This is a genomic window from Paenibacillus hamazuiensis, from assembly GCF_023276405.1.
Lineage (GTDB): Bacteria > Bacillota > Bacilli > Paenibacillales > NBRC-103111 > Paenibacillus_AF > Paenibacillus_AF hamazuiensis.
This window is the reverse complement of sequence record NZ_JALRMO010000001.1, coordinates 2,406,293-2,426,608: the sequence shown is the minus strand read 5'-3', so window position 1 is coordinate 2,426,608 and position 20,316 is coordinate 2,406,293. Positions and strand designations below refer to the sequence as shown.

General features: G+C 53.6%; 17 protein-coding genes. 4 read left to right on the top strand and 13 right to left on the bottom strand.

The features are described 5' to 3' along the window. Window positions 1–46 precede the first annotated feature (46 nt). Window positions 47–499: a DinB family protein gene (locus MYS68_RS10705; RefSeq protein ID WP_248925833.1), complete on the bottom strand. Its 453-nt coding sequence runs from the start codon at window positions 497–499 to the stop codon at window positions 47–49. Between the two features lie 335 nt (window positions 500–834). Between MYS68_RS10705 and MYS68_RS10700 the strand changes: the two genes are divergently transcribed. Continuing rightward, the gene (locus MYS68_RS10700; RefSeq protein WP_420852108.1) at window positions 835–1,137 is read left to right on the top strand and encodes an alpha/beta fold hydrolase; all 303 of its coding nucleotides are present in this window, start codon (window positions 835–837) and stop codon (window positions 1,135–1,137) included. An 893-nt stretch (window positions 1,138–2,030) separates the two neighbouring features. Here MYS68_RS10700 and MYS68_RS10695 read toward each other — a convergent pair. From MYS68_RS10695 to MYS68_RS10670, 6 genes are all read right to left on the bottom strand, one after another. Continuing rightward, on the bottom strand, window positions 2,031–3,662 hold the full coding sequence (locus MYS68_RS10695; protein WP_248925832.1) for a sensor histidine kinase: 1,632 nt from the start codon (window positions 3,660–3,662) through the stop codon (window positions 2,031–2,033). After that, a complete protein-coding gene (locus tag MYS68_RS10690) occupies window positions 3,659–4,357 on the bottom strand; it encodes a response regulator transcription factor (RefSeq protein WP_248925831.1) in 699 nt (232 codons plus the stop codon). The genes MYS68_RS10695 and MYS68_RS10690 overlap by 4 nt, the downstream gene beginning before the upstream one ends. 16 nt (window positions 4,358–4,373) lie before the next feature. Further along, the gene (locus tag MYS68_RS10685) at window positions 4,374–5,084 is read right to left on the bottom strand and encodes a hypothetical protein (RefSeq protein WP_248925830.1); all 711 of its coding nucleotides are present in this window, start codon (window positions 5,082–5,084) and stop codon (window positions 4,374–4,376) included. Window positions 5,085–5,312: 228 nt separating this feature from the next. Next, a complete protein-coding gene (locus tag MYS68_RS10680; protein ID WP_248925829.1) occupies window positions 5,313–7,586 on the bottom strand; it encodes an ATP-binding cassette domain-containing protein in 2,274 nt (757 codons plus the stop codon). A 152-nt stretch (window positions 7,587–7,738) separates the two neighbouring features. Continuing rightward, window positions 7,739–8,137, bottom strand: a complete 399-nt coding sequence (locus tag MYS68_RS10675; RefSeq protein WP_248925828.1) for an SRPBCC family protein — start codon at window positions 8,135–8,137, stop codon at window positions 7,739–7,741. Then, the gene (locus tag MYS68_RS10670; protein WP_248925827.1) at window positions 8,134–8,463 is read right to left on the bottom strand and encodes an ArsR/SmtB family transcription factor; all 330 of its coding nucleotides are present in this window, start codon (window positions 8,461–8,463) and stop codon (window positions 8,134–8,136) included. The genes MYS68_RS10675 and MYS68_RS10670 overlap by 4 nt, the downstream gene beginning before the upstream one ends. A gap of 262 nt (window positions 8,464–8,725) precedes the next feature. On the opposite strand from MYS68_RS10670, the gene MYS68_RS10665 reads away from it, so the two are divergent. Further along, window positions 8,726–9,376: an SOS response-associated peptidase gene (locus tag MYS68_RS10665; protein WP_248925826.1), complete on the top strand. Its 651-nt coding sequence runs from the start codon at window positions 8,726–8,728 to the stop codon at window positions 9,374–9,376. Window positions 9,377–9,439: 63 nt separating this feature from the next. Here the strand turns inward: MYS68_RS10665 and MYS68_RS10660 are convergent, their stop codons facing one another. After that, on the bottom strand, window positions 9,440–10,156 hold the full coding sequence (locus tag MYS68_RS10660; protein ID WP_248925825.1) for a hypothetical protein: 717 nt from the start codon (window positions 10,154–10,156) through the stop codon (window positions 9,440–9,442). Between the two features lie 194 nt (window positions 10,157–10,350). Here MYS68_RS10660 and xerS point away from each other — a divergent pair, with 194 nt between their 5' ends. Both xerS and MYS68_RS10650 read left to right on the top strand, forming a co-directional pair. Next, window positions 10,351–11,433 carry a tyrosine recombinase XerS gene (gene xerS / locus MYS68_RS10655; RefSeq protein ID WP_248925824.1) on the top strand — a complete coding sequence of 361 codons (1,083 nt, stop codon included), beginning with the start codon at window positions 10,351–10,353 and terminating at the stop codon, window positions 11,431–11,433. Window positions 11,434–11,726: 293 nt separating this feature from the next. Then, window positions 11,727–13,499, top strand: coding sequence for an ABC transporter ATP-binding protein (locus tag MYS68_RS10650; protein ID WP_248925823.1), 1,773 nt, complete (start codon window positions 11,727–11,729; stop codon window positions 13,497–13,499). Between the two features lie 271 nt (window positions 13,500–13,770). Here the strand turns inward: MYS68_RS10650 and MYS68_RS10645 are convergent, their stop codons facing one another. From MYS68_RS10645 to MYS68_RS10625, 5 genes are all read right to left on the bottom strand, one after another. After that, entirely contained in the window at window positions 13,771–14,649 is an 879-nt protein-coding gene (locus tag MYS68_RS10645; protein ID WP_248925822.1) for an aldo/keto reductase, read from the bottom strand. Window positions 14,650–14,670: 21 nt separating this feature from the next. Next, entirely contained in the window at window positions 14,671–15,654 is a 984-nt protein-coding gene (locus MYS68_RS10640; protein WP_248925821.1) for an aldo/keto reductase, read from the bottom strand. Between the two features lie 635 nt (window positions 15,655–16,289). Then, window positions 16,290–17,522, bottom strand: coding sequence for a pyridoxal-phosphate-dependent aminotransferase family protein (locus MYS68_RS10635; RefSeq protein ID WP_248925820.1), 1,233 nt, complete (start codon window positions 17,520–17,522; stop codon window positions 16,290–16,292). Next, window positions 17,519–18,886 carry an allantoate deiminase gene (gene allC / locus MYS68_RS10630; protein ID WP_248925819.1) on the bottom strand — a complete coding sequence of 456 codons (1,368 nt, stop codon included), beginning with the start codon at window positions 18,884–18,886 and terminating at the stop codon, window positions 17,519–17,521. Before allC ends, MYS68_RS10635 begins: the two co-directional genes overlap by 4 nt. Window positions 18,887–18,911: 25 nt before the next feature. Continuing rightward, window positions 18,912–20,270, bottom strand: a complete 1,359-nt coding sequence (locus MYS68_RS10625; protein ID WP_248925818.1) for an allantoinase — start codon at window positions 20,268–20,270, stop codon at window positions 18,912–18,914. Window positions 20,271–20,316 lie beyond the last annotated feature (46 nt).

Below are 20,316 nucleotides of genomic sequence, written 5' to 3'. Positions count from 1 at the left end.
CACATCCTTCGGCCAAAACTTTCGACACAATGGGACAAATTTCCTTCTATCTGACATAAGTAATAAAATCGACGTTTACCGGCTCCTCGCCTTTGGCACGCAGCAAGGAATTGATTTGTCCCCGGTGATATTGTCCGTGCAGAGCCAGATGCGTCAAAATATCGCGGATGGAGGTCGTATACTGCCTTCCCGTTTGATTTCTGTATGTAATCGTATCATTCACATTGGCATCCGTGACGGTTGCGAGATAAGCGTTAAAATCTTCATGGTTGCGGCTGACCAGCTCCGAACAGGCGGAAATATCGAGCTCCGGCCATATCGGAATATGCGAGCTGTCTTTACCTTGCAGTCGGGTGAACCATACCCGCTCCGAATGAAGAATATGGGCGAACAGCTTGATCGCCTTCTCGTGTTCCTTCGGCTCCACGCTCCGCAAGCCTTCGAGAATGCGCAAATTAGCCCAATGAATATGGTCGAACATCTTTTGAATTACGTCCATTCATCATGCACCTCCGCCAAATTATGCAGCCAAGCAATCCTTTCCCCCTATTCTACATAAAATCGGGGCTGTTACAAGAAGAAAAATGTAGACATAACAAATAATATGTAAACATATTACGGGAGGCGACGTATCCATCCTTTCGGGCAAATGGGGGTACCGCCAGCCAATTAACGTAAAACTCACGCTAATACAGTTTTTACCAAAATAAAAGTCGGTAATCCTTAGCGCATGAAGATCAATTGTACTTCGTGCATAGCCCATTTTCGGACGTTTTGGTGCAGTAATGCAACGCAATTCAGCGCCTTCTGATACAGTACGTGAGGAGAAATAAGATGAGTACGTTTGTCTTGGTTCACGGTGCATGGCACGGTGCATGGTGTTGGGAAGAAGTATTACTTGCATTGAAGGAACACGGGCATAAGGTGATCGCGCTTGATTTGCCTGGACACGGTTCAAATGACACCTTTTCTTCTGACGTTACGCTTAAAGATTATACTGACACCGTATGTAATGTATTGGATAATGAATCCGAATCTGTAATTATGGTTGGACACAGTAGTGGCGGAATTGTGATAACTCAAGCCGCAGATTTCTACAGGATTTCAAAGAGAAATGTATTCTGCGACGCCGTGTAAGAAGGTCATATCTATGGATACAGATCACTCGCCGTTTTTCTCACAACCAGAGACTTTAGTGTCACATTTACTTGATTTAGAATCGACTGAAATCTAAATTCCGTTGACCTTCATTAGTTGAATAAATCCACGATCATAAAATGTATTAGCTTTCGTTTTTATCATTAAATTGCCATCACAAATTGCTTAACGTACGAAATCCGCGTTTGGTTGGCGGGAGCCCTTTTTGTATTCAGCTATCGTATCCGTCGTATCATGAGGTCAACCAGCATTTGCTGGTTGACCACTTTTCTTTCTGGGTGGATGAACGGTAACCAGGACAGAACGAGCGTATCCGTGGGAGACATTTATCCCGTAGCTAAAACTGTTCGCCCCCTACTTGTATATTCCACAGTGTCCTTATCCATCCTAAAGGATCAAGAATAAGCAAAAGATGCCGAAAATTCCTTAGCGTAAGGATTTCGGCATTTTTCATGGTAAATAATGTCATATCGTGGGTTTTACGTCATTCAGCTGGCGGTACCCCAAATGGTTAGATAAGCAACAATATGTGCTGCTTCAAAAAAATAAGGCAATCGCCTTTTTGAAAATAATAAAAAGAGAACGCCGAATGAAAAGGACATTCTCTTGGATATTCTTGCCTTATGCGTTTTTGATTTTCGCCTTTGCTTTTCACAACGCAGCTTGGCCTACAGTCTTTAGTTTTCGCGAGTCCGAGGCGCTCCCCCCTGCTCCACGCATCCTCGCAAAAAAAGTGCAGCGTGTCGGGCATAGGTTTTTTTACGCGAAGGTAAAAAATCCATGCCCGACAGACGCGACCCTAGCAGCGAGCATGACCTCCCAGCGGGCGGGTCCAGGGCGCCTGAGCGCCTGGGGTCCCCCTTTAGGGGGATTTAGGGGGTGCCCCTCAAATAATATACCACTTCCCCCTCTTCATTGACGGCGCTCACCGACATCCGATGATGCTCGGCAATTTGCCGGACGATGGCAAGACCAAGCCCGAATTGTCCGTCCTTTCCGGTTTTGAACGGTTCGAACAAGCTTTCGGCCGTTTCCTCATCGAGGGAGGGTCCGTCGTTGGCGATGCGGATAACGGGACTTGCAGCAAAATGCTCCGCGCCGGATTCGGACGTCAGCGAAGCGGAGATGCAAATGCGCGATTGTGCATACCTTAGCTGGTTGTCGAGCATATTTTCGAAAGCGACAATCCACTGCTCGCGGTCTCCGCTCAATTGAATCGAATCGTCCATCGACAGCTCCCATTCGATCTCCGGGCGACGGTAACGGAGCCGTTCGATCACGTCTTCGACGATCGGCTTCACCGGAAACGGTTCGAAGTTTTTAACCCGGGAGGAGAGGTAGTTCCATTTGTTAAGCAGAAGCAAATCGCGGATGCGCTTTTCAAGGCGTGCCGCTTCCTTCATCATGATGTTCAGGCTCTCCTGCAGCGTTCCTTTAGGAAAAATGCCGTCCTGGATCGATTGCGCGTAACTGCGTATGACCATAACGGGAGTTTTCAGTTCATGGGATATATTTTGCAAAAAGAACTGCTGCGCTTTATCCTGGCGAAGCAGCCTTTGCCGCATCGTTTCGATCGCCTGGGCGAGACGGCCGATCTCGTCCTTACGGCGGGTTTCGAGCGGCTCGTGCCAATCGCGTTCCGCAAGCCGCCCCACATGGCGTTCCATCTGAACGAGCGGCCGCGTCAAATAGCGGGCCAGCGCGATGCAGGGAAGCAGGCTGACCGCTATTACCCCGACCATCAGCACGAGCAGCCGCGCGAACATCGACATCACCAGGTCGTTTCGGTAATTGCCCCAGGCGTAGGAGACAAGATAATTCGGTTTTCCGTCGAGCATTTCTTTTTTGATGACGTAAAGCAGATTTTGATCGTTCACGCTCAGCGAATATTTTTCGAGAGGTGCGGCCTGCTCCTGCGCATTTTTTTCTATCGCTTCCATAAACGCTTCGGGGGGCTCATTGGTCATTCCCTTCGCCGGCAAACCGGGCTCGTTGTCGCCATTGATGACAAAATGCTGTACCACAGGAACGGCGGGTTGCGCCTTGCTGACAAGGATTCCCTTGCCGGCAGCCAACGGCCGGGGAATTTTTTGCTCGATAATCGCCGATTCGGCATCGCCATTTTGGGGCATGAACTGGACGACCATGCGCGTTACAGGTTCCTTTTCCGCATCGGCGGAATTGGTTTCGGACTCGCCGGAAACACTCGCCGGTCCCGCTTCCAGTGGAAATGCGGTCTTTGCAGCAGGCTTGACGGCGATTTCCGAAGGCACGTCGGGTTGGATGACGGGTTTACTCTCTACTGCCATGACCGAAAGTGGGCTTGCTTTTCCCAGCAGCTTTACGTTAGCCTGCGAGTCCACCAAAATATCGTACAGCTGCTCGGTAAAAAAGCTCTTCAGCATCCAGGGGAGCAGCAAGGAAACCAGCATAAAAACGAGCAGCGTCAGCGCGGCGAACAACCCCCAAAGTTTGACGGCAAGCGGCCATTGTCCGATTCTCATGTTTTCACCATCCTGTACCCGTAACCATAAACGGTTTCCAGCCTGATATCCGGCAGCTTGCGCCGGACTCTGCGCACCATGTCGTCCACGACGCGGTCCGAGCCGAAATAATCGATGCCCCACACCGCGTTCAGCACCTGCTCCCGCATGAGCAGCTGCCCGGCGTTTGCGGCAAAATAAAGCAGCAGGTCGAACTCTCTGGAGGTGAGGTCCACCGTCCGGCCTTGCTCGTCTTGTACGGTTCTGGCCTGTTCGTCTATGATATATGGCGGCACGATCAAACGCGGTCGAACGTTTACGGCCAGATTCGAATCCGCATCAATGTTTTTTCCGTACACCCGTCCGAGCAGCTTGCCGACACGAACGACAAGCTCCCTGGGCAAAAACGGTTTGGAGACATAATCGTCGCTGCCCATCTCCAGCCCAACGATCCGGTCGATATCGGCGTCTCTGGCGGAAATGAAAATGACCGGCATGAATGGCCGGTCCGCTTTAATCTCGCGAAGAAGCTGGAAACCGTCTATTCCGCCGGGAAGCATGATATCGAGGACCCACAAATCCGGGCGTTCGGCAATGGCGGCGCGCGCCGATGCGCCGTCGCCGAACGTTCGGACCTGCCAGCTCTCCTTGCTCATATAAGCGGCCAAAAGGCCGCTCAAATGCTCTTCATCCTCCACCAAAAATATGCGGTACATCCGGTTTCCTCCCAAGTTATGGATTTGTTTTGTCTGCTTGTTCTTCTGCCACTTTCAGCTTCTCCTGAATTTCTTTTTGCTTCTGGGTCTCCTGTCGATAGTCGTTGAGCAGATCGGGCAGCAGCGCGCGGATGGCATCGGCGTCTCCCGCTTCTACCGCTTCTCCCAGCTTGATTTGTCGCTGAATGTGTGCAGGCAGTTCCTTCATTTCCGATTTACCGTCCACATCAGTTGCCTTTTGAACCTTGATGATTTGCGGAATATCCCCGCCCTCATTTTTATCGGGAATTTTGATTATCTGTTTTTCAGACGCTTCAGCATCAGCCGGGTTGACCTCATCAGCTTTGTCCTTCGCTTCTCCGACAATGACGCCAGTGCCCGAGCCCTGGATCCTTATAGTCTTAGACGCCTTTAATTTCGGAAAGGTTTCTTCCACCTGCTTACGTTCTTCCAAAGCGGCATTCCATGCTCCCGACTGATCGGGCGCGTATGCGCCTACGAGAAGCTTCCAATAATTGCGCGCATGCGCAGGGTTAGCGAGCAGCCCATCGTTCATCACGTTTGCGTAAACGATCGGCTTTTGCGCCGGAACGGCTTGCACCGCCGAGGTCTCCTTGGATGCAGTTGCGCCTTCCGTTTCAGCTGCGGCCAGGCTGCCGGTCGAAAGCAGCATCATGGCGGCAAGTGCTCCGATCGGAGCGAGTCGTTTCATTGTTTTTGGATTCATGGATCATCAATCTCCCTTCGAGTTATATGTTCAGGTTCGCTGGGTCAGCGTCCCTATGGCATTAAATATATAAAACGATTATGGACACGTTATCGCCGGATTGTGGGAAAATATGTGATCTACGTCTATGGACGCAAAAAAGCCTTAACCTGCAGCAGCAAGTTAAGGCGAATAAAGGAACTCCCGGAAACCCGGGGTCCTTTTCGCATATGACGAATCCGTGCATGACTACACTGGATTTGAAGTATTCATCAAATATTTTCCCGTGATCGACTGCTCCGCGTGGATGATCTGTGCGGGTGTGCCCTCGAACACCACTTGACCGCCCCTGCTCCCTCCGTCCGGTCCCATGTCGATGATCCAATCCGCTTGGCTGATCACATCGAGGTTGTGCTCGATGACGATCACCGTATTGCCGGCATCCACGAGGCGGTTCATGATCTCCATAAGATGTCCGATATCCGACATATGCAGGCCGGTCGTCGGCTCGTCCATCACGTAGATGCTGCCGTTCTTATGCAGCTCGCTTGCCAGCTTGATGCGCTGGCATTCCCCGCCCGAGAGCGTGCTGAGCGGTTGGCCGAGTGTAATATAGTTCAGCCCCACATCGCTCATCGCCTGGAGCTTGCGCACAACCTCCTTGAGCTGAAAAAAATCCAACGCCTGCTCCACAGTCATCTCGAGCACTTCCGCAATGGACTTGCCGTTCAACTTGTACGCGAGGACCTCTTCCTTGAACCGTTTGCCTCCGCATACTTCGCATGGCAGCTTCACACTTTCGAGAAATGCAAGGTCCGTATACACAACCCCCAGTCCCTGACAGTTCTCGCACGCCCCCTTGGAGTTGAAGCTGAACAACCCTTGATTCACCTTGTTCGCGGAAGCAAACGCCTTGCGTATATCATCCATAATGCCCGTATAGGTCGCGGGATTCGAACGTGTCGACACGCCTACCGCCGATTGGTCGATGACGATCGCATCTGGATGCCGGCTGAGGAATACTTCGTTAATCAGCGTACTTTTGCCCGAACCGGCGACACCCGTAACTACCGTGAGCACTCCGGTTGGAATATCCACACTTACGTTCCGCAAGTTATGCAGTGTGGCATTCTCGATGGACAGCTTACCGGACGGCTTCCTGCAATCGTGCTTCAGCTGAAGCGGCCGCTTCATGTGGGTGCCTGTCAGTGTATCTGATTCCAGCAGGCCTTGGAAGCTTCCTTCATACACGATGGTACCGCCGCGGCTTCCGGCGTGAGGTCCGACGTCGACGATATGATCCGCCACCTTGATCACATCGGGATCATGCTCGACGACAATCACGGTATTGCCTTTGTCGCGCAGCTTTTGAAGCAATTCGTTTAACCGGTGAACGTCTCGGGGGTGCAATCCGACGCTGGGTTCATCGAAGATGTAAGTGACATCCACCAGACTGCCGCTCAGGTGCTTTACCATCTTGACGCGCTGTGACTCGCCTCCGGACAATGTATCCGTCTCGCGGTCGAGCGTCAAGTAGTCAAGTCCGATATCCACCAGATGCTGCAGCCGCTCCGTCAGCGACTTGACCGCCGGCGCGGCGATCGCGTCGTCAATCTCCCGAATGACGCGGATGAGCTGCCCAACCTCCATGGAGGACATCTCCGCAATATTGAGCCCATTGATCCTGCAGCCCAGCGCGGCTTGATTGAGTCTCGCGCCGCGGCAGCTGGAGCAGGGACCTTCGGAGATGTATGGCGCAACCGCTTTTTGTGTGCGCTCGGACTTTGACTTCAGATCCTGCTTGATGTATTTGTTGGTGAACTTCTCGATGACGCCTTCCACCGTAATATTCATTGCCTTGCCTGCGAAATCCATCTGCACTTTCCTTGCCTTGCCGTACAGCAGCTGCTCCAGCTCTTCCTCCGAATAATCACTAAGTTTCTTATCGGGATCAAAGGAACCTGACTGCACCACCATGTTCCATTCCCAACCATTCACCGAATAGTCCGGCAGCATAATGGCCCCTTCATTAAGCGACTTTGACATGTCCACCGCCTTGCTCATGTCAACGCCCAGCCTGCGTCCGATCCCGTTGCACTCGGGACACATGCCTTGCGGATCGTTAAATGAGAACATGTGGGCTTGTCCGACATAAGGCCGGCCCACTCGGGAGAAGAGAAGACGGAGAATGGGAGAGATATCGGTAATCGTGCCCAACGTGGAATGGGAACCGCCGCCCAGCCGCTTTTGATCCACAATAACAGCCATGCTCAAATTCTCGATCGCATCTGTATCCGGCTGCGGAATGCGTGGCAGGAAAGTGCGGACGAACATGCTGAAATTTTCATTCAGCAGACGCTGGGATTCCGCGGCGATGGTATCGAAAACGATCGATGACTTGCCGGAACCGGATACTCCGGTGAAAATCACGATCTTCCGTTTTGGAATGCACAAGGATACGTTCTTGAGATTGTTTTCCCTCGCACCCGAGATTACGATATACTCCCGATTAGATTCGCTCATGCTTACCATCCTTCCGCTGGTGTTATTTCTACTTATATTTTCACATTGAAGATCATCCGAATCAACATAAACCGGCTGCATACAGTTTGCAGCCGGTTTATGTTGATCCAGGTCAGGCACGGTTCAATTAACATATGCAGTATCGAAAGCGGTTATTGTTCCAACAACTTTTCAAGCTCGCCGCACCAATTGGTCCAGCCATACTTAGCTCCTCCGAGAGCTTGAGCGTTTGAGATTCCGGTTTGTTCGAGATGAAGGTTAACCTTTCCGTCACCTAAATCCTGCAGCGTCCAGGTGACCGTGTGCTTCTCATCCCCGGTGCCCCAAGTATAGGACAACCGGTTGGGTGCTTCCACGATAAGCACTTCGCCTTCAACAATGCCATCCCAATATTCGGTTGGCTGCGCGCGAAACTGAAAACGGTGTCCTACGATGGGCTTAAAATCATTTTCCATGGTCCATTTGGCAAGCTTGCTTGAATCGGTTAAAGCGGACCAAAGCTTCTCCATTGATGTCGTGTACTGAAAATCCAAAGTTAATGTTAAACTCATTTTTCCTCCTCCTCCAATAGCTCGTTTAATCGCAGCATATTTGTACTCCAGAACTTGCTGTAGAAAGCCACCCAATCTTGAATTTCTCTAAGTGGAGAGGCGTTTAACCTGAATAGCGTTTCTCTGCCGACTTTTCGGTCAAGTACCAATCCGGCTTCTTTAAGAATGCTCAAATGTTTGGATACCGCGGTCCGGCCCATTGGAAGCTGTGCCGTCAATTCATGAAGCGGTGTCTCCCCCGCCTCTGCCAACAGACGAATCAGCCGGCGCCTGGTTGGGTCTGCAATCGCGTCAAACACATCCCGAAAATGGTTGTTTTCGTTCATAACACCCCCTCCTATATATAGGTTTACCAAGGGGCAGCCGTAATTTCACGACCTGCTAAAGTATGCGGCACTGCGAACGAAGCGCCCACGGGCGGGAATTCCCAATCAGTCACTATTTGGTGTCGATTTGATTATATGCCACCACTTGGTGTCGTGTCAACGCAATTATCTTACGATCACCTCATGTTTTTTTATCCCCTCTACATCATTTTGGCCGAAATGGAAAACAATAACTAAAAATCATGATGTGGTGGTGGCGTGGATGTGCAATTCGATTTCTATCGGGGCAGACGTTCGGCAGTTGACCGAGCAGTTTCGCATCGATAACGTGTTGTTTTATTCGGCAGGCCGGCGGGAAATCAGCCCTACCGAGTCGCTTTCGGCGATCCTCGTCCGTAAAAACGAACGTCAGCTCGACGAATTTCGCTGGGGGCTGATGCCGTTTTGGGCGAAAGACTCCGTATGGCTCGACAGCCGGGCGATCCTGGAGAAGCGGGCGTTTCAGCGCATTTTGAAAAAGCAGCGATGTGTCATCCCCAGCAGCGGATTTTATATTACGCAAACCGAGAACAAGCGGACCGTACGGGTCAAGCTGACGATGCGCGGCGGAACGTTCGGCATCGCCGGGCTTTACGACGTATGGCGCTCATCTTCCGGCGACGAGCTTCGCACCTGTACGATGCTGATGACCGAAGCCAATCCGCTCGTCGCGCCGTACATGAACCGGATGCCGGCTATTCTGGGGCCGGAGGAGGTGGAGCTTTGGCTCGCTCAGGAGCTAAAAGAGCCGCTCGAGCTGCAGGCGCTGCTGAAGCCGATGGATGATCGCCGGATGCTGTCCCAAGCGGTCGCTTCGACGAACGGCAAATTTTCCGATGCCGATTTCGACATGCCCCACCCCGAGCTGGCATGACACGACGATAAAAAATGGAGCAACGCGGAACAATTTCCGTCTGCTCCATTTTTCTTTCTGCAATCAGCGATCAGGCTGAAGAAACGAGAACGCCCCGTTCCGCCATTCATAGCGGTCTTCCCGGTGTTTTCCCGTTGCATTGTCATATACGGGCACGACAAAAGCATCTTTCGAAGTCATTGGAAATGAGGCCGCATAAGAACGGTCCGAACTCATCAGCTCAGCTACCCCTCGCACCGGCAGCGGAGCGATTCCGTCCGGCTTGACCGTAAACAGCCGGTATGCGTATAAATTGCTCGATGCGTATTGGCCGATGGCGAAGTCAAGGGCTCCATCATTGTTGTAATCCACAAATGGGATCTCAAATTTCTTATGAAAGCGGAGCGGCGTTTCGCCGAAGGCATCGTTCAGACTGAGCGAAGAATCGGCTTTTCCTTGCGCATCAATGAGCTCGAGCAGAAACTTCCCTTCCCACTGCCAGCCTTGAAACGGTCCGGGCTCCTTCTCTTCCCGGTATACGCCTTCCGTCATGCGAACCAGCAGCGTAAAACCCCGAAGATCGCGGCTCTCCTCCAGTTTGTTTTCAGACAAAATATACGTATCCGGTTTGTCCTGCGATGGCGCAGAGGCAGGCGCCATGGCGGAACTTGGCGCCGCGCTTTCCGAAGAGATTGCGGAATTCGAAGCCATTTCCCGTATGGCCAGATTGTCGTTTTCGCAGCCGGATGGCAAAAAGATCAGCAGGATTATAAATGTAACGTTAAACACCAGCGTCTTCATATCGTCCCTCCCTCGAAGTCTTCGTTTGTAATATATGACGGCGGCAAGCCGCCATAGTTGCAATCGTCACTGCAGCGAAATGCAATATGTTCGGACAGATGGTATGATATTGTTGAGGCCGGTTTTTTTTGCCTTTTTTATCAAGATTACATAACAATAATTATGTTAACTATTTGCTGGACGAGGTGCTTTCCATGAACGTCATTAAAGTCAAAGACCGCCAGGAGCTGGAAAAAAGATTGCCCTCCATGCCGTGGTATGTGGAAAAGTTCATCAATTACAAGCTGCCGGATCTGTCCCCGTCCTCGCTGCTCGAATACGTGCGGGATTATGATACGTTTTTCTCCTGGCTGCTTGCCGAGGGACTAACTGAGGCGTCCGTGATCCGGGACATCCCGATCACCGATTTGGAGCGGCTGCATATGGACAGCATCGACAACTTCAAGATGTTCCTATCCACCCGCAAGGAAAACGCGAACACCCGAACGACGATTTCGCGCAAGCTCTCTTCCCTGCGTTCGCTGTTCCATTATTTGAGCCAAATTGCCGAGGACGAAAACTTTTATCCGCTGCTAAAGCGCAACGTGATGGCCAAAGTGGAGATCAAGCGAACGCATAAGCCTAAGGATTCCGCCGCCAAGCTGGAGGGCAAGCTGCTGCAAGAGGAAGAAATTGCCGAATTTATCCATTATATCAAAAACGGCTATCCGCAGGACGTGGCCAGCAACAAGCAGGCGCTGTATTCGTACGAGCTCAACAAGGTACGGGACGCCTGCATCGTCAGCCTTGTGCTCAATTCCGGCTTGCGCGTATCGGAAGTGGTGAATTTGAACATCGACGACGTGGACATCAAGAAAAAACTCGCCTACGTTTACCGCAAAGGGAAAAACGACGACACTTTCAAAACTCCGGTCTATTTCCGGCAGGAAGCCATCGACGATATTCAGCAGTATTTGCTGCTGCGGCAAAGCCGGTACCGTCCGGCAAAACGGGAAAAAGCGCTGTTTCTCGCGATCGCCAACGGCAAACATGAAGGCGAACGGATGACCAAACGCGCTATTCAGGAGATGGTCGTCAAATACGCCAAACGGTTCGGCAAGCCGTATTTGTCGGTGCACAAGCTGCGGCACTCCTTTGCGACCGATTATTATTTACGCAACGATTTGTACAAGACGCAAGAACAGCTCGGTCATGCTTCTCCGGAAACAACGCAAATTTACGCTCATTTGACGGACAAAACGATGTCCGAAGCGATTGACCACCGCAATCCTTCTTAAACCAGCGACACGTATAAACGCCAAATACGCCGTTCCCCTCCGTGGGTACGGCGTTTTGCATTTAGCGAATTCGGATGATTTCATTTTTTTACTTATAATGGAAAGTTGGCGGATGAACTGATTATAATAAAATGTTACATATTACGAACGGTGTTCCGATGTTACCATAAAATCAATAAAACTTTGGAGGGGATTCCACATGAGAACAAATGCAATAACAGTGATGATGGGCGATATGTCGGCGGAAGAAAATACCGTGTTGTTTCAAAGAATCGTTCACTGGAGGCATATTCGTGGAAAAACTGAAAAAGTTTACAGGTTACTACAAGCCTTATAAAAAAGCGCTCATTGCGGATTTGTTTTTTGCTTCGCTGGCATCGGCAATCGTGCTCGCTTATCCGATGCTGATTAACCAAATTACGGAAAAAGCAATAAGCGAGCATGGCATCGACACACCGCTCGTGTTAAAAATGATCGGCATTTTTTTATTCCTGATGATCGTGGAATATGCCAGCAACTTCTATACGGACTATTTCGGTCATGCGATGGGGGCCGACATGGAAGCCGATATGAGAACCGATCTGTTCGGTCACGTCCAAAAGCTGTCTTTCAGCTACCACGACAATACGCGCACCGGGCAGCTGATGTCGCGTATCACAAGCGATTTGTTCGATATTTCGGAGCTTGCGCACCACGGACCCGAAGATATCATGATTTCCTTGGTCCGAATCGTCGGTTCGTTTTGTATATTGGTCAATATCAACGGGTCTCTGACGCTGACCATTTTTTTGATCCTGCCGTTTATGTTTGCTTTTGCTTACCGCTACAGCATTAAAGTGAAAAACGCGCTGAAAAAAAACAAGGAACTCATCGCAGATGTCAACGCGCAGATCGAAGACAGCCTTTCCGGGATCAGAGTCGTCCAGTCGTTCGCAAACGAACATATTGAAATGGAAAAATTCAGGAGCAGCAACCGGCGGTTTCTGGAAAGCCGGAAACGCGGCTATTTGGCGGAGGCGCTTTTTTTCAACGGCTTGACCGGATTTATCTCGTTCATGACCGTTTCAGTCGTCATCGTGGGCGCCCTGCTGATCAGCTATAACCGTCTGGCGCTGACCGAGCTAATCACATTTCTGCTTTATATCGGCACGCTCATCGATCCGGTGAAAAGGCTCGTGAACTTCACGCAAAATTTACAAAACGGGGTCGCCGGCTTCGAGCGGTTTATGGAACTGATGGCCATCCGGCCGGACATTACGGACGTCCCGGATGCCGCAGAGCTCCACGGCGTCAAAGGCAAGGTGGAGTTTAAGGGCGTAAGCTTCCAGTATGCCGGTGACGCGAGTTACGTTTTAAGCAATATCAACATAACGGCAAATCCCGGCGAATACATTGCGCTTGTCGGGTCGTCCGGAGCCGGGAAAACGACGCTTTGCAGCTTGATTCCGCGTTTTTACGAAACCAGTGAAGGCACAATCAAAATTGACGGGACGGATATCAAACATGTCAAGCTGAGGTCGCTGCGCAGCCATATCGGAATCGTCCAGCAGGACGTGTATTTGTTCTCCGGTACGGTCAAGGAGAATATCCGGTACGGAAAGCCGGGAGCAACCGATGCGGAAATCGTCGAAGCCGCCAAACATGCGAATGCGCATGAATTTATTATGTCGCTTCCGGGCGGATACGACGCTCAGATCGGGCAGCGCGGCGTAAAGTTATCCGGAGGCCAGAAGCAGCGCATCAGCATTGCCAGAGTGTTTTTGAAAAACCCTTCGATTTTGATTTTCGACGAAGCGACATCCGCCCTGGACACCGAAAGCGAACGCGTCGTGCAGGAAAGCTTTGAAAAGCTCGCCCGAAATCGCACGACCTTCGTCATTGCGCACAGGCTGTCAACCATCCGGAATGCGGACCGCATTATCGTGCTTTCGGAGCAGGGTATTGCCGAGGAAGGCACGCATGCGGAGCTTCTTAAGAAAAACGGGATTTACGCCAGGTTCTATAACATGCAGTTTGAGCAGACTCCCTTGGCGACGCATCCGCCTCGGAACACTTCGCGGGGATAAAGCGTAGTAAAGACGCTAAGCAGCGGCGGCACGCTGATCTTAGCGTCTTTTTGAGTTTTGGAGCTGCAAGGTCCCTCAATCTAAGAAATACCGATCCCTCTCTCCTTTTCGGCCCACCCTCTTTGCGCTCCGGCAAAAATCGTTCCGCCGGTAGCGATCAAAATCGCTCCGGTTAACACAAAACCGCCATCGAATAGCTGGAGCTGCAGAGCAGCACGCCGATCCATAAAATCCAGATCGTTTTTTCCAAGGTTCCATGAATAGCGCGATTCTAGGCGATCGATGTCGGCGAGCCGAACGGGCTTTCGTACGAATCGAGGCTGCTTAAAATTTGCGTATATTCATCCTTGCCCATCTCGCCCAAACGGTTCACCGCGCTGACGATTTTCGGCAGCAGATGAATGTCTCCGGCGCTGGCGAAGCCGGCCACGCCTTCGAAGGATAACACGAAATGGACGCAGGCGTCGATGATCTTTTGCTCGTCGAACGGTTCGTACCACGTCGCGTAGCGGCGTTCCTGATGTTCCGCCCAAGGGCCTTTGGCAATCGCTTTGATTACGCGCAGCGCCACTTGCCGACGGCGGGTTTCCTCCAGCAGCTCGTCGAATGACGCCCGGTATTCGGGGATCGAATACAGCCGGTAGTTGAGCGGACAAAGCACGGTCTCGAACGGAAACCGGCGAAGCGCTTCCAGATGCGTCGCCGGCGCCAAATGGCCGTGGCCGGTGATGCCGATCGCCCCTATGATGCCTTCCTCTTTCGCCTCGATGGCGGCTTCCAGCGCTCCGCCGCTTCCCGTGCATTTATCGAGCTCTTCGATCGTTCCGACAGCATGGAGCTGGAGCAGATCCACACGGTCGACCTGAAGCCGCTCCAGCGAGCGGTATATTTGCTCCTTCGCTTTGTCTTTCGTCCGCTCTCCGGTTTTGGTCGCAAGAAACAGCTTGTTATGATATTTCTTCATGAGCGGCCCCATTCTCAGCTCCGCATCGCCGTAGCTGGCCGCCGTATCGAAATGGTTGATGCCGCTTTCCAGTGCGAATTCGATCGAGCGGTCCGCCTCTTCCTGCGTCACCTGGCCGAGCTTGGCCGCTCCGAACATCACGACGGAGCTGTAATGATTCAAACGCCCTAGCTTGCGTGTTTGCATGTCAACTTCCTCCCCGCTTCATTATTCCGCTTGTGAAATGCCGCACAGCTTGTCGATTTCCGCCAGCTCTTCGTCGGTCAGCTTCTGCTCCGCATAAGGCAGTGCATCCATAATATGCTGCGGCTTCGATGCGCCGAGAATAGCCGATGAAATGACGGGACTGTTCAGCACCCACGCGAGCGCAAACTGCGCCAAGGTGCAGTCTCGCCTTTCGGCAAACGGCTTCAGCTTATCCACCAGCTCGAAGTTGTCCGTCTGCGCCATCAGCGACTGCAGCCGCTTCTCTCCGGCGGCGGCACGGGTGCCTTCCGGAGGCGCTTCGCCGAGCCGGTATTTGCCGGTCAGCATCCCTCTGCCGAGCGGGCTGTACACGATGACGCCGACTTGCTCGGACCGGCAAAACGGCAGCAGCTCCTGCTCGATCTGGCGCGCGATCAGGCTGTACTGCGGTTGAACGCTTTCAAATCGTTCCAGACCCTGCAGGGCGCTGATGCCATGAGCTTTGGCGATCTGCCAGGCGCTGAAGTTCGAGCAGCCGATGTAGCGCACTTTGCCCTGCCGCACCAGGTCGTCCAGCGCGCGAAGCGTCTCCTCAAGAGGTGTATTTTCATCGAAGCGGTGTACCTGGTACAAGTCGATGTAATCGGTATCAAGACGTTTCAGACTGTTTTCCACGGCGCGCATAATATGATAGCGGCTTTGTCCCGCATCGTTAGGACCGCTGCCTACGCGGCCGTGAACCTTGGTGGCGAGGATGATGCGGTCTCTTTTCCCTTTAAGCCATCGTCCCAAAATCGTTTCCGATTCTCCGGATAGCGACGGGTCGCCGATATCCATTCCTCTGCCGTATACATCGGCGGTATCAAACAGCGTAATGCCTGCGTCCAGAGCGGTATCGAGCACCTGAAACGACATCTTCTCGTCGATCCAGCGGCCGAACGCCATGCAGCCCAGACTGATTTCCGACACTTTCAAGCCGGTGCGGCCTAACTTGCGATGATTCATAGCGGACTCACTCCTTCATAAAATGCTTCGCCCATGGGCGCATCCTCTTTTATTATAGTACGTCCGGCGCGCCGCCGAAATTAGTGAAATGTTTGAGAGAAGCTTACCTTTAGGTAAGTGGGGGTTGAAGTTGGTTTCCGTACTGGCGAAACATATAGATTTAGTCTGGATTGCTTGATATGGCGGAAGATTCGTGTGGAAAAAAAGTTGATACCTACAAAAAGTAAAACAGCCGCCAACCAAGACCTGCAAAATAAAGTCTCAGACTGCGGCTGTGTTTTGACAACCATAATGATTCGATTATGATGTAATTTTATTTAACGCCAGTTCATTCGTTAATTTGTGTGATTTTTCAAATACACTAGTTGGATCTGACGCAAAAAGAAAATTTATATCTAATTTTTCATATATATTTTTCGATTATACCATCATTAGGTATGAATGTATTTGATTTTTCATGTAAATTGGTCCGTTTTACGATCACTGCGTAACTTGTATACGACTTTTCATACAGAAACCACACGTAGAATCGTCGTTAAAATCAAATCCGGAACCGGAAATTCTGTTTGCTGCATTCGCGGTCTGTGCATGTAACGGGCAACAGCGGCACGGATGTCTGTTTTAGAGTAAATTGCTTATACGGTTTCCCTTCCATATACGGACAATGCCGATTGCACCGCTTCGCCCGCGGGCACGCGGTGGCCGTGATGGAGCAGCACGGCTTCAAGCGCTCCGAGTACGTGAAGCACGTTTTTTTTGCTGCAGCTGTAGCCCATCGTGCCGATGCGCCAAATCTTCCCTTTAAGCGGCCCGAACGAGCCGGCGATCTCGATGCCAAAGTCGTGCAGCAGCATCGAACGGACCGACTCCCCGTCCACATCGTCCGGGATGTTCACACAGGTGACCATCGGCATTTTGCAGGACGTATCTCCGAAGAGGCTGAGCCCCATTGCGGAAAGTCCCGTCACGAGAGCCTGCTCGTGCTGCATGTGACGGGCGAACCGACGCTCCAATCCTTCTTCGAGCACGAGCCTCAGCCCTTCGCGCAGCGCATACAGCATGGACGTCGCTTCCGTATGGTGGTTCAGTCTGGCGGGGCTCCAGTAATCCTGCAGCTGGCTCAGGTCAAAATAGTTGCTGCGGATAAAATCGTCCTGAGGCCGCCCTGCCGCCGGTTCGCGCAAGCCGCGCTCGATGCGCTTGCGCTTCTCCACCTGTACCGCCGCGCGGTCGTTGTACGTGATCGGCGCCATGCCGGCCGGCACGGAAAGGCATTTTTGCGTGCCGCCGATAACCGCGTCGAGCATCCATTCGTCGGCGGCGACATTCATCCCGCCGATCGTAGCGACCGCATCGACGGCGATCAGGACGTCCAGCTCGCGGCAGGCGCGGCCGATTTCGGCGAGCGGCTGCACGCAGCCGGTCGACGTTTCGCCGTGTACGATCGCGACAAGCCGCGGCCGCACCTGCTTGATCCGGCGGATTACGTCGTCCGGCTCGAACACGTGGCCCCATTCCTGCTCCATCGTCGCCACTTCAGCCCCGAGCCGCTCGGCGATTTCGACGAGCAAATGGCCGAAACGGCCGTAGATCGGCACAAGCACGCGGTCTCCCGGACGAATAAGTCCGGTCAGCACCGCCTCGATGCCTGAGCGCGACGTGCCGTCGATCGGGTAAGCCCAGCGGTTTTGCGTGCGGAACAAAGCTCTCAGCATGTCCATCGTCTCATTCATAAGACCGGTAAATTCCGGGTCGAATTGGCCGAGTATCGGCATCGACATCGCCCGCAGCACGCGCGGGTCCACCTCCACCGGACCCGGCGTCATGATGGTGCGCGGCGAAGGGGATAAATCCCGGTATATTTTCATATGGCTGCTTCCCCCTCATACGCGAGCATATACAGCAAATCGGCCAGCACGACGATGCCGGCCGCCAAATCGTTCTCACTCGTAAATTCATGCGGGGAATGGCTGATTCCGTTGTAGCTCGGGACGAACACCATCGCTGCCGGGCATATCGCGGAAACGATCTGCGCATCGTGCCCGGCTCCGCTGTACATCGACCTGTACGGCAGTCCGCGGGAAATGCACAGCTTGCCGAGAAGAGCGGTCAGCTTGGCGCTCATCGGCACCGGCGCGGCGCTCATCCACTCTTCGCCATCCACCGTCACCCCATACCGGGCGGCGATTTGTTCGAAGCGTTCCCGCATGCTGCGGCAAAACAGCATGAGCGCTTCCGCTTCGGCATGGCGAATGTCGACGGTAAACGAGGCGGCGCCCGGAACGACATTGGCGACCCCCGGGGAGGCTTCCAGCTTGCCGACGGTGGCGACAAGCGGATCTCCCGCCTGCAGCGCCGCTTCCCTCACGTACAGCGCCATCTCGCAGGCAGCGCTCAGCGCGTCCTTGCGGTAGCTCATCGGCGTTGTGCCGGCATGGTTCGCCTCCCCCTTCACGTGAAACGTGAAGCGCTTTTGACCGACGATGCCTTGAACGATGCCGATCGTTTTGCGCTCGCGCTCCAGCACGGCGCCCTGCTCGATGTGAAGCTCGATAAAAGCGCGAACATCGCTGCGCCGGCTTGGGCGGTAACGCTTTAAACCAAACCCCGCGCCGTTCATCGCGTCTGCAAGCGTTACGCCTTCCGCGTCAACGATATCCGGCGTCTTTCGGGTATCATAAAGGCCGGTGACGTTGCCGGAGCCCCAAAAGGTGAGCGGAAAGCGGCTGCCTTCCTCCTCCGCAAACGAAACGACCTCGAGCGTGCGCCGCGGCGGTCCGTACTTTCGCTGCAAATACGAGACGGCGATCAATGCGCCGACAACGCCGTAAGCGCCGTCGTAAAGCCCGCCCCGGCGTACCGTATCGATATGCGAGCCGGTCAAAATAACGCCGCGATCGAGCGGATCGGTCCCTTCAAGCCGCCCAAACAAATTACCGGCGTCGTCGTAATATGGCCTCAGCCCGCAGCCGTTCATCCATTCCTCCAGCGCCGCTTGCGCATTTTGCCAAGCCGGTGAATAAAGCAGTCGGCTCGTCCCCCCTTCGGGATCGGCGCCAAACTGCCCCAAACGGTTCAGCAGCGCCGTCGCCTGCCTGGCGAACAACCGCTCGGGCGGACTGCCATCAGTTCCTGCTTCATCTTCCGAATCGAGCGCGAGTAGCTCCTCCAGCGGCGGATCTTGTTTGCCCAGCAGGCGAGCGGATATGCGATCGGCATCATTTGTCGTCATTGTCTTACCGCTCCCTTCCTGTTTTCTATACAGGTATCCAACTCCCTGTCCCGCTCGCCACCTCTCCGCTGCCCGCATCGTATACCCGCTGTCCGCGGCTGTACGTCGCTGCGACCCGGCAGCCAAGCTGCCTGCCGACGTACGGACTGCATTTGTGGCGCTGCTTCAGCATCTCCTCCGCGAGCGTATACGGGCTGCGCAGATCGAGCAGCGCCAAATCGGCATCGGCGCCTGGCGCGATCTCGCCTTTGCGCGGATGCAGCCCGAACCGCCGAGCCGGGTTCAGCGCCAGCATTTGCGCGATTCCAGGCAGCGGCAGCCCCCGCTTCAAGTGGCCTTCATCCACCATCAGCTCGAGTGAGCTCTGAGCGCCGGCAATGCCGCCCCACGCCTCAAAGGCGCTGCCCCGCCGCTTCAGCTCGGGCGGGCAGGGCGAATGATCCGAAGCGATCATGTCGATGCGCCCGTCGATCACTTTTTGCCAAAGCCGGTCCTGGTCGGCCTTCGTCCGCAGCGGCGGCGCACACTTCGCGAGTGTGCCGAGCCGCTCGAAATCGTCCTCGCACAAGGTCAAATAATGCGGACACGTTTCCACCGTCACCGGTATCCCTTGGCGCTTGGCCTCTTCGATGATATCCACCGCCTCGGCCGAGCTGATGTGGACAAAATGCAGCGGACACCCGGTTTTCGCAGCAAGCTCTAAAGCTTTCCCGACCGCCGCACATTCAGCGGCGATCGGGCGGGAAGCGGCGTAATCGCGCATCCCGGTGCGACCTTCCGCCACAGCTGCAGCGGATAAACGGGAGACCATCGTCTCGTCTTCGGCATGCAGCGCCAGCACGCGGCCCAAGGCGGCGATGTGGCGCATGCCTTCGTACAGCGTGGCGTCATCGATGCGCTCGAAGCGCCCTTCCCCGTCGCCTCCGGGCTCCGACATAAAAGCTTTGAAGCCGATAACTCCCGACCGGGCCAGCGACTCCAGATCATCCAAATGGCCGGGCATAAGTCCGCCCCATAACACAAAATCGACGGTCGAGCCGGCTGCCCTTGCCGCTTCCAGTTTCCTGTACAGCGCATCGGTCGATACCGTCGGCGGCAGTCCGTTCAGCGGCATATCCGCGTACGTCGTGCAGCCTCCGGCGGCGAGCGCCGCAGATCCGCCGGCAAATCCTTCCCAATGTCCCATCCCGGGTTCGTTGAAATGAACGTGCACGTCAACCATGCCGGGCATAATATGAAGGCCGGACGCATCGATGCGTTTAGCTGCGGATTCGGAAATTTGAGGCTGAAGCAGCGCGATCTTACCGTCCTTTATTCCGATATCGATCCGCGCGACCTCGTCTTTCAGCACGACGCTGCCGCCGGACAGGATCAAATCAAGCATGCGGGCCACCTCCTGAATGCTTTGCCCTGCTACAGATGTTTCGTTT

Excerpts from the sequence above, each read along its gene's own strand:
- MYS68_RS10705 (WP_248925833.1), bottom strand. The coding sequence starts at position 499 with ATGGACGTAATTCAAAAGATGTTCGACCATATTCATTGGGCTAATTTG.
- MYS68_RS10700 (WP_420852108.1), top strand. The coding sequence starts at position 835 with ATGAGTACGTTTGTCTTGGTTCACGGTGCATGGCACGGTGCATGGTGT.
- MYS68_RS10695 (WP_248925832.1), bottom strand. The coding sequence starts at position 3,662 with ATGAGAATCGGACAATGGCCGCTTGCCGTCAAACTTTGGGGGTTGTTC.
- MYS68_RS10690 (WP_248925831.1), bottom strand. The coding sequence starts at position 4,357 with ATGTACCGCATATTTTTGGTGGAGGATGAAGAGCATTTGAGCGGCCTT.
- MYS68_RS10685 (WP_248925830.1), bottom strand. The coding sequence starts at position 5,084 with ATGAATCCAAAAACAATGAAACGACTCGCTCCGATCGGAGCACTTGCC.
- MYS68_RS10680 (WP_248925829.1), bottom strand. The coding sequence starts at position 7,586 with ATGAGCGAATCTAATCGGGAGTATATCGTAATCTCGGGTGCGAGGGAA.
- MYS68_RS10675 (WP_248925828.1), bottom strand. The coding sequence starts at position 8,137 with ATGAGTTTAACATTAACTTTGGATTTTCAGTACACGACATCAATGGAG.
- MYS68_RS10670 (WP_248925827.1), bottom strand. The coding sequence starts at position 8,463 with ATGAACGAAAACAACCATTTTCGGGATGTGTTTGACGCGATTGCAGAC.
- MYS68_RS10665 (WP_248925826.1), top strand. The coding sequence starts at position 8,726 with ATGTGCAATTCGATTTCTATCGGGGCAGACGTTCGGCAGTTGACCGAG.
- MYS68_RS10660 (WP_248925825.1), bottom strand. The coding sequence starts at position 10,156 with ATGAAGACGCTGGTGTTTAACGTTACATTTATAATCCTGCTGATCTTT.
- xerS (WP_248925824.1), top strand. The coding sequence starts at position 10,351 with ATGAACGTCATTAAAGTCAAAGACCGCCAGGAGCTGGAAAAAAGATTG.
- MYS68_RS10645 (WP_248925822.1), bottom strand. The coding sequence starts at position 14,649 with ATGCAAACACGCAAGCTAGGGCGTTTGAATCATTACAGCTCCGTCGTG.
- MYS68_RS10640 (WP_248925821.1), bottom strand. The coding sequence starts at position 15,654 with ATGAATCATCGCAAGTTAGGCCGCACCGGCTTGAAAGTGTCGGAAATC.
- MYS68_RS10635 (WP_248925820.1), bottom strand. The coding sequence starts at position 17,522 with ATGAAAATATACCGGGATTTATCCCCTTCGCCGCGCACCATCATGACG.
- allC (WP_248925819.1), bottom strand. The coding sequence starts at position 18,886 with ATGACGACAAATGATGCCGATCGCATATCCGCTCGCCTGCTGGGCAAA.
- MYS68_RS10625 (WP_248925818.1), bottom strand. The coding sequence starts at position 20,270 with ATGCTTGATTTGATCCTGTCCGGCGGCAGCGTCGTGCTGAAAGACGAG.